The organism is Vibrio profundum (assembly GCF_050337555.1).
In the GTDB taxonomy this organism is placed as follows: Bacteria; Pseudomonadota; Gammaproteobacteria; order Enterobacterales; family Vibrionaceae; genus Vibrio; species Vibrio profundum.
In genome coordinates, this window is the sequence record NZ_JAKJTA010000015.1 from 1 (window position 1) to 13,616 (window position 13,616).

The window sequence follows — 13,616 nt, forward strand, 5'->3', positions numbered from 1 at the left end:
ACGTATGCTAAATCGTTCTCCTTCAACGATTTCTAGGGAAGTCGCTCGTAATCGAGGGCGTCGTTATTACAAAGCGGTTGATGCTGACAATCGCGCCAAGCGCATGGCTAAACGCCCAAAGCTTGGGGTCTTAGAACTCAATCGAGAACTTAGAAAAATCATCATATCAAAACTTGAGCTTAAGTGGTCTCCAGAGCAGATATCTGGGTGGCTAAGAGTTGAGTATTCGCGTAGAAAACATATGCGGGTGTCGCACGAAACGATATATAAATCAATTTATGTTCGAGCAAAAAGTATCAAAAATTTGTCCACATTGTGTTCAAAAGTGAGTATATGTAGAGAAAAGAGCGTCTAATTCGACTAGGCCTTGTAGGCTAGATCGTAAAATTGGCACAGGTTATGCTATTACCTAAAAATCCTCACGCAAACACGCCCCGTGAGGTTATGGGGCGCCTGAGAAATCAATACCAGAATATAGGAAATAGCACCATTTATTACCCTTATTCTATTCTTGGTATTATACTACCATTTCTTCCAGATATTATCTTAACCAGCAATTCATTAATCTGCTTTTTTTCAGTCTCGGACAGGACACTTAGGAACTCATCGTTGCATGTTATTGCTGCAGTTGTGGCTTCTTCTTCCAGTGCGTGACCTTTATCTGTCAGGAAGACTTGGTAAGCTCTTCTACTAGTTGGATGTTTTTTTCTTTCAACCAATTCCAATTTTTCAAGAGAATCTATCACCCTTGTAGTAGTGTAATTTTCTGTCTGGCAACGGACTGCCAGATCAGCTTGTGTGAGTCCTTCTTCTTCCCATAGTGCGAATAAGGTAGGCCATAGCCCTAAATTCAGGTTCATCTCCTTAAGTTTTTTGTCAAGAGCACTTGCCATCTGACTCCCTAACACCGCAACCAACCAACCGAAGCTTTCTGGCCGTGATAATTTAACATCTCTTTTTTTTTCAATCATATACATTAACTCGAAAAATAATATCTAAGCTGTTACCAAGCCACATTTTTAACACCAAACCAACGCATTTGCAATAGTTGCATTTGCAACTTTATTGCAAGGGTGATATGTTGACTTCGAGCGTTCATCTACAAAAATTGGAGATATATCATGAGCAAGAAAACTTTCCATATTCATAGAAGCGCCGGAGTAATTTCTTTTCTTATTATTCTGTCGTTTTTTATTAGCACTGTACTTGTTGAGTTACTTGGAGATAGTGAATCGATAGTACTTGTAAAAACATATATAGCTTACGCTGTCTGGATTCTAATTCCTATGATGATAATTACTGGTAAAAGTGGGATTTCCATGTCCCCTAAGAAACCTAAGGGGTTTATTGCTAAAAAGAAAAAACGCCTACCTTTTATTGCATTCAATGGTTTATTTATATTAGTCCCTGCGGCCACCTATTTGAGATATTTAGCGATTGAAGGGAGTTTTGATTTTCTCTTCTACTCTGTTCAGGCAATAGAGCTTATTGCTGGTTTCATTAACTTAACCTTGATGTCATTGAATATCAGAGATGGCATCCTCTCAGTAAGATCCAGACAAAACAATAAATAATTTAACCCATTATTATCCGGATCCATAATAATGTAATGCTCGTGCTTCCTAGTCATGGTCCCAACACGTTAATGTATGGCATGATTTCACAAATAAACGTGTTGGGTTAAGACCGAAGAGAGAAAATTATTTAAGAAGTCTATAATCAATATGGAACTGTAGAAATTAGGGTATATTTCATGCCAATAAACTATAATCCCCACGGGGAATATGAGATCGACACGAGTCTGTTATCATCACAAATTCTTATTATTAGGGCTAAGGGGTCTTGGAACACTCAAACAGCCCAAGAGTGCGTTGATAAGGTTTTACATTATGCCGATGTTTTAAAACCGCATCCATGGGCATTCGTCGAGGATATTCGTGAGTGGGATTTATGTACACCTGAAGTTATGGAAGTGTTTACTCTTGCTATAAAGGTTATGCTTAAAAAAAATTTTAGAGTACGAGCGGTTTTACCTAGGATCAATCTTCACAAAGATGTAATAAAGTTGACCATGGAGAAGAAACAACCTGTAGCGACCGAATTTTTTATTCAACCGGAAGAAGCTATCGTTTGGTGCCGTTCTCAATTAGGAAATATTATTGAGAGTTAAGGTCTTGAAAACAATATAATGGTAAACTTTTTCATAAAGTGTGAGAGTTCTCCACCCATAGGAATACTGGCTCTGAGCACTTGGAAGTGGGTCATGACTCCAATTGGTTGAACCACTAGTAATACTCTCGCTCGATGAAAGTACCAATCACCTTGTCGTGCATGGTTTCTGACTTAGAGAAGCCAATCGTTTTTCTCACTAACCTCTTTAGTCGAGTGCGCAAAGTGAGATTGGTCCGCTCGATTCTCTGTGTGTAGCGTTTGCCCACAATGTGTTTTTCGCGTGGTAAGTTTGCTGAGTAAACACTGAAGTCATCCGTACAAAAGAAATTGACGGTAAAGGGAACAAGCAAGCTCTGGAGGCGCTTGAATGCTTGGCTGTTCCGCTTTCCGAATGCATGGGCGACAATGCGTTTGAACCTTGGCTCCCATGCGTACCACAACCAACGTTGATTCTTTTTATTTCCGAAAAACGACCATTGCTCGTCGACTTCGCAAATCAGTTCAATATTCGCGGCATCAAACGGGATCGTGGTCACTTGCCTTGGTTGGAGTTTTTTAAAGTGCGCAAAACAGTGTTGTAGCCGACTTTCAGCACTCGTCCTGTGTCTCGAAGGCCCGCGCTATTCATGGCCATATCGACAATCTTTTCCTTAACTCCCGGCTTACAGGCTTCATAAGCATAATCGAGGAGGAAGCACCGTTTGCATTCTAAACAACGGTATCGCTGGATACCTCTCGGGTTCCGCCCGTGCTTTTTGACAGGGTCAGTTTGAGAACAAAAACGACATGTCACTTCAACAGTAGCCATCCTTCAATCCATGTAAAAGAGAAGGATTATACACTAACTCAACCACTTGGCGTCATGACCAAAAAAACCATACCTGTAGTAAACCTAACTAAGTATTGTACACTTTGCAATCCATTTCAAGGTATGGTTGTTTCTATTTCAACGTATGATTTTGTAAAATCAACGTATAGTTGTTTTTACAATTTACGATTAATTTTCAGCTTACTCTTTACCGTAAACGTTGTTCTCTTGCTCTTGAACGCGGATAAATGTTGTGCGCTTGGTTAGCTCGCGAAGCTCCGCCGCGCCTACGTATGTGCAGGTTGAGCGCACCCCACCAAGGATGTCAGAAATGGTGTTGTCGACATCACCACGGAACGGCAACATCACGGTTTTTCCTTCCGCCGCACGATAGCCCGCAACCCCGCCAGAATGCTTGCTCATCGCAGACTGGGAAGACATGCCATAGAACTTCATGAATGTTTTACCGTCGCTTTCCACCAGGTCACCGCCAGATTCTGTGTGTGCGGCGAGCATGCCACCTAACATGACAAAATCAGCGCCGCCGCCAAAGGCTTTGGCTACATCGCCTGCGCAAGAGCAGCCGCCATCGCCAATAATGCGGCCACCTAGGCCGTGCGCGGCGTCAGCACATTCAATAATGGCAGAAAGTTGCGGGTAGCCCACGCCTGTTTTTACTCGTGTAGTGCACACAGAGCCCGGCCCGATGCCCACTTTCACGATGTCGGCGCCCGCGAGGATCAGCTCCTCGACCATGTCCCCTGTTACTACGTTACCAGCAGAAATTACTTTGTCAGGAAATTCCGCACGGACTTTTTCAACGTACTCCACTAAGTGTTCGGAGTAACCGTTGGCGATATCAACACAAATGAAAATCAGCTTATCACTCAATGCCATGATGTCTTGAGTCTTCTTAAAATCGGCTTCCGATGTACCTGTAGAAACCATAGATTTATTCAGCGTGTTCTCATCGGCGTTTTCGACGAATTCAGCCCAATCTTCGACGGTGTAATGCTTATGAATCGCCGTCATAACGCCGTGTTTCGCGAGCGCTTGCGCCATTGAAAAGCTACCGACTGAGTCCATATTTGCTGCAATAACAGGCGTTCCTGACCATTGACGGCCACTGTGCTTAAATGTAAACTCGCGCGTTAAATTTACTTGAGATCTACTTTTCAGTGTTGAACGCTTCGGGCGAAATAAAACATCTTTAAAGCCTAACTTAAGTTCTTGTTCGATACGCATTGTGTAATTCCTTGATTATCTAGTGGCTATGTCACTCACAATTCGTTGTTAAAGCGTTGGCAGACGCAATGACTAACTGTCGGACACAAAAAAACCGGAGCGTTGACAGACGCTCCGGTTTTCAACATTATAGGCAGTGATTTAATTCCTGCAAGACTGAAATTTCTCATTATTTTGTGCTACCCTGACGAAGATTTCATATCCAAAATAAGCTTTTCTCATATTTCAAGCCGCGACTCCTGTCCTAGATACTCCTTTATTTGTTCGCTTTCAGCTACACTACATCATCATCGAACCGCCGCACTCACGATAAATCAGTAAGGATCAACTCATGACGAATATCGCCATGTTCAGCGCGAAATCATACGATCAAACATCATTCTCAACTGCGAACCAAAACTATCAATATTCTTTTACTTTTCATGAATTTCAGTTAACGATCAAGACGGCTGGACTCGCCAAAAATCATGATGTTGTGTGCGCCTTTGTTAACGACGATCTCAGTCAACCTGTGCTCGAAGTTCTCAAAGAAGGCGGCACAAAAATAATAGCAATGCGTTGTGCGGGATTTGACCGAGTGGATCTCAAGGTTGCAAAAAAACTGGGCTTACAAGTGGTGCGAGTGCCAGCTTACTCCCCTGAATCTGTCGCAGAGCACGCTGTTGGTCTAATGATGTGTTTAAATCGCAAGATTCACAAAGCCTATCAACGCACTCGCGATGCCAATTTTGAATTAGAAGGCTTAGTTGGATTCAACTTTCACAACAAGACCGTTGGTGTCATTGGTAGCGGTAAAATTGGCGTGGCCGCAATGCGTATTTTAAACGGTTTGGGCATGAACATTCTCTGCTACGACCCGTATGAAAATCCGTTAGCCGTTGAATTGGGAGCTCAATATTGTTCACTCGATGAAGTGTTTGAGCGTAGCGATATTATTACGCTGCATTGCCCTATGACCAAAGAAAATCACCACCTACTCAATGCCGACGCTTTTTCGAAAATGAAAGATGGCGTGATGATTGTCAATACTAGCCGCGGCGAGCTATTAGACTCACTTGCCGCGATTGAAGCATTAAAACAAGGGCGAATTGGTGCGCTTGGGCTTGATGTTTACGATCACGAGAAAGAACTGTTTTTCCAAGATAAATCAAACGATATCATTACCGATGATGTGTTTCGTCGTCTCTCTGCATGCCATAACGTTATCTTCACAGGGCATCAGGCGTTTCTGACTAAAGAAGCGCTGCATAACATTGCCGATACGACACTTGATAGTGTGAAAGCGTTTGTGAATGGGCAAACGTCAGGCAACGAGCTTATCGACTAGCCATTGATCAGCGTTCTCAGAATTGGCAATAAGTCACTCGCCAGCATACCCTTTTGACCGCCCTGCGCCGCGATATCTGCCGCGGCGCTGTGTAAATACACGCCAGCTGCGGCGGCAGTAAGCAAAGGCACGCCTTGGGCAAGTAAACTGGCAATCACACCGGCTAACACATCCCCCATTCCTCCAGACGCCATCCCGGCATTTCCTTGCTGACAAACGTAGATAACTTTTCCATCACACACGAGTGTCCCTGGGCCTTTGAGGATGGCAACACCACCATAACGTTCTTGCAGCTCTTGCACCGCCCGAAATCTATCCGATTCCACTTGAGTAACCTCGACACCGAGTAATCGCGCTGCTTCTCCAGAATGCGGGGTGATAATACGCCTCTCATCGTAGTTAGGCTGAATAGATAAAAGCGTCAACGCATCGGCATCTAACACTTTGTTTTTTTCGAGATCCACTAACGCGTGAAATGCACTCCACGACCAATCGCCGCGCCCCAGTCCCGGTCCAAGCAATAATACATTAGCCCATATTGAACGCTTAACGAGCATATTGGCATCACCTCGCCACTTAGCACACATCACTTCAGGGCAATAAACCTGCAAGGCAACCACTGAATCGGGATGTGTTAACGCACAGATAAGCCCCGCGCCAATACGTGCGGCGGCGGTTGCAGCCAAAGTAATGGCACCAGACATCCCTTCATTTCCACCGATGCACAATAACTTACCATGATGGCCTTTGTGTGCCGTTGGTGAACGAGGCGCCACTTGTTGTAAAAACTTGAGGCCATCAAGGGTCTGGGCGCTAGCGGAATTGTTGTTCTTGAAATGTTTATCTACTCCGAGACCAGCAAAATGTACCTGGCCAGTAAAAGCTCGAGCCTGACCGGTATAGAGCCCTTGCTTACGGCCAATGAAGGTCACGGTATGTTCGGCTTCAATACTTGCGCCGAATGCATTGCCAGTGTCGGCGCATAATCCCGAAGGCAGATCCACAGACACAACAGCTGGCGACGAAGCGTTGATTATTTCGATAAGTTGCTTTTCTGGCTCTCGCACTGAGCCATGCAGGCCAGTCCCCAATATCGCATCAACAATCACATCACAATGCGATAAGCTTTGGCTCGCTTGTCCTTTGTCTACCTTGCTTCCTATCAGGGCGTCATTCGCACTGAGTATTGCTCCGCCCACGGATTGCCATTGTTGCATCGCTTTTTTTGCATCACCGCTTAATCGATTTGGGCTACCTAATTGGTATAAGGTGACTGGGATTCCGAGTTGCTTGGCAAGCCCTGCGACGACATAGCCATCGCCTGCGTTGTTGCCTCCGCCACAACATACGGCAAGCGACGTTAGGTTTGGGTACTCATGACGTATGAGGTCAAAAACAGCCTTGCCCGCGCGCTCCATCAGCTCAAACAACGAAAGTTTGGCCAACGTGGCAGCTTGTTTTTCACCTTGTTTCACTTGTTCTGCGCGATATAAATAGTGGCCAGTTAAGCTATCAACCAACAGCGCACTTTGGTTATCCGATTTAGCCATAAGCTGTGCTACTTAGCTTTCATCTATTGATAACTAATCAATAACTCAGCTATTGAGAATCCAGTAAAACCAATGCTTCTGCCGTCGCATCTTGGATGGAAAGAAACAGGGATTTTATCTGGCCTGTTGGCGTACGCATCGGATTTAAGGTGATATTCTGGTACATGAATTCTGATTGCTGAGTCACAGGGCGAACGTTCCGGCACTTAAATAAATACGGGCGTTGCTGCCAGGTTATAAAGCTTCGGCAGCCGAGATCATACACAGGCTTGGTTTTCAATTTAAACCACTCCGCTGGGATTTCAGGAAAGAGTTCAAAAAGCGTTTTATCCAAGGCATCGTGTGATTGAACCCCACTGTGGTGGGTCATAAAGCCATTCCATACTTGCACTTCGTGGTTTTTATTCAGCACTACTAACCCCATGTCGACATTTTGCACCATATCGACCATCCAGTGAAATTGCTCAAATTCAGCAGGAAGATCTAACATCAGAAGTCCTCCATCAAGTATTCTAACTTGTGATCTAATAGTGGAAGTGATTCATCAACAAACATGAACAACAAATCGCAGCGAATCGTCGTGTCATCGATATTGTAGCTCACCTCATAGGTCATGGTTTTTTGAAACGATCCACTGGTTGAATTAATTATTGAGTCTATCGAAATATGCTGACCAAGCAGCACGGGGGAGCTTTGGAAAAAACGCACTTCGGCTTGCTCGCCAAGACCATTGAGAAAGGCCCCAACTAAAATGTTCGACACATCCATTAATAGCTCTAACTCTTCGAGTTCCTCACTCTCAGCTGGAACTTTCATCAAGCGTTTTAGGTCGCAAACACTTGAATCACTGAGCAGAACCAAGGCTTCACCTGCGATCCCTTCGCCACTGAAACCTTGGCAAACCCCTGAGACTTGATCGCTCTCGGCCAATTCGCGCAGCGCCATATGCAGCTCGCTCACTTCGAAAATATTCACATGTGGGAGTGGCAGGTGGACAAACACATCAAAGTGCCTAGCTAACGCATCCGCGGCACGACCAATCGCCACATTCGCGACTTCCATATAGATGTCACGTCGGCGTAGCACAGGGAGGGTAACAGGCGTCGCCATCATTTGCTGTGGGGCAGCCGAAGGCTCGACCAACTCTTTGAGTACTGCTTTCAGCGCATCTTTATCAATCGGTTTCTGGAGAAACGCCTTAGCCCCGAGCGCCATCACTCTTTCTTTTGCTTTCGGCTGAATATCGCCCGACACGACCACGACTGGTGTTTGCTCGCCTTTGTCTCGCATCGCTTCGAGCGTACCAAAGCCATCAAGCTCCGGCATCGTCAAATCCAAGAACATTAGGTTAAACGAGTGTTGCTCAAGCTGTTCAAGTGCGTCTACCCCATGAACAGCAAAAGTAATTTCGGCATTAAGTGAAGCGGGTAAAGAACGTGCCATCTGCTTTCTGGCTAACGCAGAGTCATCACAGATGAGAACGGGGTAGCTCATGTCATCACCTACAGGTATTGTCCATTCATTCTAATAGAGTGTAACAGATAGGTGAAATCGCGCTGTTTGAATGGCCAAATTAGACGATTTTTTATATAAGCCGTGATAAAAGCCGAATCAAATAAGCTATAAAGGCTGCTCATTAATGCTATCACGGCTTGTAGGGTAGCTTAGTTTTGGCGACTCATTTGGACAATAGACTGGCCAAGCAGCCCGTCTAACTCTTTCGTGCTGCTTTGACCAAAGGTTGCCTTCACTGAATGGTAAAGTCGCGCCACGCCTTTTTCTGCGAAGTCTTTTGCTTGCTGAGCAGAAACAATATGGTGGAATAGCAGCTTCAATATCGCGACGAACTCCATATTGTTGAGCCCTTGAATCCAGCTCGACACAAAATCTTGCAAGCTGTTATCAAAATCGAGGTGTTTGACGAACATTTGATAAATTCGAGCATCCAATGACGATGTGAAATCTGTTTTCTTCGGAAAGTGATGACTTATGCCGGTTCTAGACACGCCGGTCTGTTTACTCAGCGTGGTGTACGACATATTGTCATAACCCAATCGAATCAACTGATCGACTACCGCGTCGGTAATTTTTTGAATAGTAAGCTCGGTTTCTTCCTTCGTACGTTTTGGCATATTTTTCTTCTTTTATTATTCGCTCTTGTTTGGCGTTTCACAACAAACCGCACAATGTGACATTCTGTAACAATGTACACCCAGAAAAGACGAAGCATTAGAGAGTAAATCTCTGCTTTCATTTTTATCGATAAGAAGGAAAAAGAAACGCTAGTGGCCGTAACAGTCTGATAAATAGGGTTGCATATTCACCAGCCGAGATTAATACTCTATGCAGATATCGCGAAGACACTCACTTCTATGTTGAAATTCCTGCCCTTTAGCTTTGTAGCCTTAATTTTCTTCAATATTTTTAGCGTAAACGCTCAAGAATTAGACCAATACCACATCCTGAATTACCTCGATAACTACGGCAACTTAGACTTACGGAACAAGCCCTATACAGCGCTTCCTGAGGGATTAGTGGTGAAAGGCAACCTCTCTATTGCTCGAACCCCCATCAAGGCACTCCCCCACGGTTTAGATATATCTGGCAACCTTGATGCAGAAAATAGTGCCCTGAAGACCGTACCGGCTGGGATAAAGATCAAAGGATATGCCAACCTGTTAGGGAGTCAGATAAAACGCTGGCCAAGAGGAATCAAGGTTGGAGGCTTCCTAAACTTCACTGACACACCGTTAGAAAAACTGCCGGCGAGACTTAAAGTCAACGGCGATCTCAGTGTGATTCGCACACCATTGAGCGATCTACCAGATGGCTTGATTGTGAAAGGAGATTTATATATCGGAGGATCTGCGATTGTGGCATTTCCAAACACACTGACGGTAAACGGCAATATTTATCTAGGCGGGAATAATGTGAAGAAATGGCCAAGTAAGTTAGAACTCGGTGGCGCGGTAGCACGCTAGCTTTCTTTCTCTCTCATTCACTAACTCTCTCACTTACTTTCTCACTCGCTAACTCACTCCTGAGCCCCAAGTGGCATGTAGCATGAGGCTAGCTATATAAATAAAAAGGGAAGCCTAAGCTTCCCTCTCACAGAACGATTATTGCTGATTACGCACAGGGTTGGCGTAACTATCTAATAAATACTTCTGAGCACCTTCTGGTAACGCTGCCAATTTTTCAGCCAACTTTCCTTTTACACCCTCATCAACCTTCTCTTCTGATTCAGCCGCTAAGTGGTTTATTGGGAACAACTTATAATTGTCGTGCACTTGGCGATCAATTTCTTCCGCTAGCGCTTCTGGGGTATCAAAACCTTGCTCAATCACATCACCAAAGGCAACATGGACACGGCCTTTGTAACCGACGATACCTTGAATAATACTTTCAATATCTTCGAACTCGCCTTTCTCGTAGCTGCCGCTCGTCGCTTTCTCGTATAACTCTAACGCTTTAGCGTTATCACAAGGATCGTTTTCATAAGAAATCGCCACAGGGACAAGCTTCAGAGATTTGATATAATCTGGGAAAGCGATTTTTTGCTTACGTCCTTCCACATGAAACATTTTCAAAATCGCTGGATCGGTAAAATCGTTACCGTCTTTTGCGCGACCTTCTTTTTGTGCAATCCAGATAGAGTTGCCTGTTTCCAAAGAATGCTTGATATAAGAAGACAGTACTCCGAGCATTTTCATCATTTCGCGAGGTCCGCGTGCTGAACGCTTAACAATGAAACTCTTGTTCAGGCGCATCAACTCGGTTGCACATGGCTTTTTCAACAGATTATCGCCAATGGCAATGCGTACTGTTTTCATATCAGACACATGCAGACCATAGTTAACCAAAGCTGGATCCATCGCAATATCACGGTGGTTAGAAACGAACAAATAAGCCGTCTCTTTATCCAATTTGTCTAACCCACTATATGTGACACCGTCCGTTGTGGAATTTAACGTCGCCTCAAGGTATTTTTTAATTTCCAGCTGAATGGTTTCGACTGATTGCAGCTTTGCCCACTTAAATTTCAAGTACATTTTTACAAACGGACCCATCAAGCCTTTAAACCACGCAGCGCGATCTGAAAAGCGATGCTGTACAATCGCATCAATAAATTCTTCATCATTGATAAGTCGGCTGATTGCCGCTGGAATTTCGGCGTCATTGTATGGACGTATATCAATATATGGATCAGTATTAGAAGTCATCTTTCTCTACATTAAATAAAAAGCTGGCCCATTCTACGCGGATAGCCAATTGACCTCAAGGAGCGCGCGTCGTAGCAGAGACAAAGCGGCAGTAGGGAGAAGACACGATGGTCAGACCACTACTCTATATATTTTGTGAGAGGCTTGCTCCGTTTTGGGCTCAGCAGCCGTCCTTGTTAACTTCTCTATGAGAGCATTCATGCATTACGCTATTCAACACCAATCTGTTTTTCACCCTCATCTTGCCATGACAGCCCGAAAAAAAATGCTTAAAAGCATTCTGCTGCGTGTTGAACAGGGCTTAGTATTGCTGCGTTTAGGCAAAAAAGAATACGCGCTAGAACCCGGACAGTGCGCTTGGTTGCCATTTGATTGCCTATGCGCCATCACCTACTTACCCAATACCCGCCTGCAATCTATCGAGCTATCGTCTCGTGTGCGTCGACCTATGCCTGAGAGCTCTGGGTATGTGCATCAGTCTGAGTTATGCCAAACCATCATCGACCGCTTAGCAAAAACAGAGACTCAAGATACATTAAAAGACGATTTGCTACAGGTACTTAAGCATGAGATTTCCGATCTAAAACCGACACTGGCCAGCAGTTCTCTATCGCAGAAAATTAGCCAGTGGCAGCCAGGCGAAAACTCAAAGCTAAGCAAAGAGATGCAACTGACTTTGCTGGTGCGCGAAGCGAAAAAACGCCAACTCTCGGGTATACGCAAAGACGCAGTGATCCAAGACTTATTTGCAGGAGATGAAGCGGCCTACACGCAAGCTTTTAGGGCGGTATTCGGCGAATAGTTGCTCTCGATTACCGTCTTCGGGGACTGTTTTCGGTTAATAAGACACTCAGTAAGCGGCTGTTCTAGTCGCTTTTCACACCAGAAAACTATTCCATTAATCCCTTTCTGCTTTCTGCTTTCTGCTTTCTGCTTTCTGCTTAGACATGGAAAGTGACCCTAGTTACAAAATCAACGACTCCTGCCAGAAGATAAATGCTGTGAATTTAGTCAGTTAATCATTTTCGAAAGTTTGATATGGTTTTCCACACATGCCACCTATTCAGCAGGAAAAACGATGAGAGAAACCGTGATCAGCAATATTAAGCTTCGATTTGATTCTATTTCGGATATTGCCACGTCTATTGACCCTAATGTCGCCGATACACATTTGAAAGTGCCGAAAAGTAAATCTGTTTCCGATCATATGTGGTGTATTGTCGGGGCGCGAGAAAGCTATGCCAGAGCATTACATGCGGGGTACTGGGTTGGGTTTGCTTGCTCATTAGACTCTCAAAGCCTAACAGATATAAAGAATAAGCTCATGTCATCAAAGAGAGAAGCTGAGCAGGCATTTGGTCAGATAACAGACTGGTCTGCACAAAGAGACGAACTATTACTGGGGTTGTTAGAGCATGAAACGACTCACGAAGGACAACTGATCCGTCATTTGCTCGCGCTTGAACAAACAATTCCAAAATCAGTAAAATGGGCTTAAAAAATTGAAGTCTTGTTTAGAAAGATTGAAAGGTTGCTTAAAGGGATTAAAGTATGGCTTAGAGGGATTATAGCTAAAGAAGGTTTCAGCTAAGAGAGATATAGTTGTAGCTAAGAGAAATACAGATAGGATAGATGGTGCCCCGGGCCGGACTTGAACCGGCACAGCGCGAACGCCGAGGGATTTTAAATCCCTTGTGTCTACCAATTCCACCACCAGGGCACGCAATTCTTTATTGCGATGCTGTAACGATTAGTTAGACACCATCTTAATGTCGCATTAAGCCACATTACAAAATTTTAAGTAACACATTTCATTCTTAAAGAATGGAGGCGCGTCCCGGAGTTGAACCGAGGTCCACGGATTTGCAATCCGCTGCATAGCCACTCTGCCAACGCGCCTCTGAAAAACAAGATGGTGCCCCGGGCCGGACTTGAACCGGCACAGCGCGAACGCCGAGGGATTTTAAATCCCTTGTGTCTACCAATTCCACCACCAGGGCACGCAATTCTTTATTGCGATGCTGTAACGATTAGGTTAGACACCATCTTAGAACACTGCTTTCGCAATATTCTTAACGTTGAAAACTCAACGCCAAAAACTTGGAGCGATATACGAGGTTCCTGTAATTTCAATATCAGGCGTGACCTCAACCTTAGTTAAGTCACAACTCGCATTCCACCACTGCGCTGATAACTCAACGCTGAATTTGGAGCGACACACGAGGTTCGAACTCGTGACCTCAACCTTGGCAAGGTTGCGCTCTACCAACTGAGCTAGTGTCGCATTCAAT

The 13,616-nt window shown here is 44.6% G+C and carries 14 protein-coding genes, 4 tRNA genes and 1 pseudogene; 7 read left to right on the plus strand and 12 right to left on the minus strand.

Annotated elements, in window-relative coordinates; translation table 11 throughout:
• Window positions 1-295 (plus strand): annotated as a pseudogene (locus L4C34_RS14710) (transposase); the annotation flags it as partial.
• Between the two features lie 205 nt (window positions 296-500).
• Here L4C34_RS14710 and L4C34_RS14715 read toward each other — a convergent pair.
• A complete protein-coding gene (locus L4C34_RS14715; protein WP_428790108.1) occupies window positions 501-971 on the minus strand; it encodes a MarR family winged helix-turn-helix transcriptional regulator in 471 nt (156 codons plus the stop codon).
• Between the two features lie 150 nt (window positions 972-1,121).
• Here L4C34_RS14715 and L4C34_RS14720 point away from each other — a divergent pair, with 150 nt between their 5' ends.
• Together L4C34_RS14720 and L4C34_RS14725 are read left to right on the plus strand one after the other, a co-directional pair.
• Window positions 1,122-1,574, plus strand: a complete 453-nt coding sequence (locus L4C34_RS14720) for a hypothetical protein (protein WP_428790109.1) — start codon at window positions 1,122-1,124, stop codon at window positions 1,572-1,574.
• 179 nt (window positions 1,575-1,753) lie between these two features.
• Window positions 1,754-2,170 (plus strand): Tim44 domain-containing protein, encoded by a 417-nt coding sequence (locus L4C34_RS14725; protein ID WP_428790110.1) that lies wholly within the window; start codon window positions 1,754-1,756, stop codon window positions 2,168-2,170.
• Window positions 2,171-2,285: 115 nt separating this feature from the next.
• On the opposite strand, the gene L4C34_RS14730 is transcribed toward L4C34_RS14725, so the two are convergent.
• Window positions 2,286-2,980 (minus strand): IS1 family transposase gene (locus L4C34_RS14730; protein WP_428790111.1). Its coding sequence is split into 2 segments (ribosomal slippage): window positions 2,286-2,731 and window positions 2,731-2,980, totalling 696 coding nucleotides; the frame shifts between segments, so codons are not numbered across the junction.
• Between the two features lie 201 nt (window positions 2,981-3,181).
• Window positions 3,182-4,225, minus strand: coding sequence for a GMP reductase (locus L4C34_RS14735; protein WP_428790112.1), 1,044 nt, complete (start codon window positions 4,223-4,225; stop codon window positions 3,182-3,184).
• 331 nt (window positions 4,226-4,556) lie between these two features.
• On the opposite strand from L4C34_RS14735, the gene L4C34_RS14740 reads away from it, so the two are divergent.
• A complete protein-coding gene (locus L4C34_RS14740; RefSeq protein ID WP_428790113.1) occupies window positions 4,557-5,552 on the plus strand; it encodes a 2-hydroxyacid dehydrogenase in 996 nt (331 codons plus the stop codon).
• On the opposite strand, the gene L4C34_RS14745 is transcribed toward L4C34_RS14740, so the two are convergent.
• From L4C34_RS14745 to L4C34_RS14760, 4 genes are all read right to left on the minus strand, one after another.
• Window positions 5,549-7,102 (minus strand): NAD(P)H-hydrate dehydratase, encoded by a 1,554-nt coding sequence (locus L4C34_RS14745; RefSeq protein WP_428790114.1) that lies wholly within the window; start codon window positions 7,100-7,102, stop codon window positions 5,549-5,551. The two genes, L4C34_RS14740 and L4C34_RS14745, sit on opposite strands and share 4 nt — an antisense overlap.
• Before the next feature lie 49 nt (window positions 7,103-7,151).
• Window positions 7,152-7,592: a PAS domain-containing protein gene (locus L4C34_RS14750; protein ID WP_428790115.1), complete on the minus strand. Its 441-nt coding sequence runs from the start codon at window positions 7,590-7,592 to the stop codon at window positions 7,152-7,154.
• Window positions 7,592-8,596 (minus strand): response regulator, encoded by a 1,005-nt coding sequence (locus L4C34_RS14755; RefSeq protein ID WP_428790116.1) that lies wholly within the window; start codon window positions 8,594-8,596, stop codon window positions 7,592-7,594. Before L4C34_RS14755 ends, L4C34_RS14750 begins: the two co-directional genes overlap by 1 nt.
• 170 nt (window positions 8,597-8,766) lie before the next feature.
• Complete coding sequence (locus tag L4C34_RS14760; protein ID WP_428790117.1) at window positions 8,767-9,234, minus strand: TetR/AcrR family transcriptional regulator; 468 nt, start codon at window positions 9,232-9,234, stop codon at window positions 8,767-8,769.
• A 240-nt stretch (window positions 9,235-9,474) separates the two neighbouring features.
• Here L4C34_RS14760 and L4C34_RS14765 point away from each other — a divergent pair, with 240 nt between their 5' ends.
• Window positions 9,475-10,083 carry a hypothetical protein gene (locus L4C34_RS14765; protein ID WP_428790118.1) on the plus strand — a complete coding sequence of 203 codons (609 nt, stop codon included), beginning with the start codon at window positions 9,475-9,477 and terminating at the stop codon, window positions 10,081-10,083.
• A gap of 138 nt (window positions 10,084-10,221) precedes the next feature.
• On the opposite strand, the gene L4C34_RS14770 is transcribed toward L4C34_RS14765, so the two are convergent.
• A complete protein-coding gene (locus tag L4C34_RS14770) occupies window positions 10,222-11,325 on the minus strand; it encodes a 1-acyl-sn-glycerol-3-phosphate acyltransferase (protein WP_428790119.1) in 1,104 nt (367 codons plus the stop codon).
• Between the two features lie 199 nt (window positions 11,326-11,524).
• Between L4C34_RS14770 and L4C34_RS14775 the strand changes: the two genes are divergently transcribed.
• Entirely contained in the window at window positions 11,525-12,127 is a 603-nt protein-coding gene (locus L4C34_RS14775; protein WP_428790120.1) for an AraC family transcriptional regulator, read from the plus strand.
• Between the two features lie 276 nt (window positions 12,128-12,403).
• Window positions 12,404-12,823, plus strand: coding sequence for a hypothetical protein (locus L4C34_RS14780; protein WP_428790121.1), 420 nt, complete (start codon window positions 12,404-12,406; stop codon window positions 12,821-12,823).
• A gap of 135 nt (window positions 12,824-12,958) precedes the next feature.
• Here L4C34_RS14780 and L4C34_RS14785 read toward each other — a convergent pair.
• The 4 genes from L4C34_RS14785 to L4C34_RS14800 all read right to left on the minus strand — a co-directional run bounded on the left by L4C34_RS14785 (window position 12,959) and on the right by L4C34_RS14800 (window position 13,609).
• Window positions 12,959-13,045: transfer RNA gene (locus tag L4C34_RS14785), tRNA-Leu, on the minus strand.
• 105 nt (window positions 13,046-13,150) lie between these two features.
• A tRNA-Cys gene (locus L4C34_RS14790) sits at window positions 13,151-13,224 on the minus strand.
• Between the two features lie 14 nt (window positions 13,225-13,238).
• Window positions 13,239-13,325, minus strand: a tRNA-Leu gene (locus L4C34_RS14795).
• A 208-nt stretch (window positions 13,326-13,533) separates the two neighbouring features.
• Window positions 13,534-13,609, minus strand: a tRNA-Gly gene (locus L4C34_RS14800).
• Window positions 13,610-13,616: the final 7 nt, after the last annotated feature.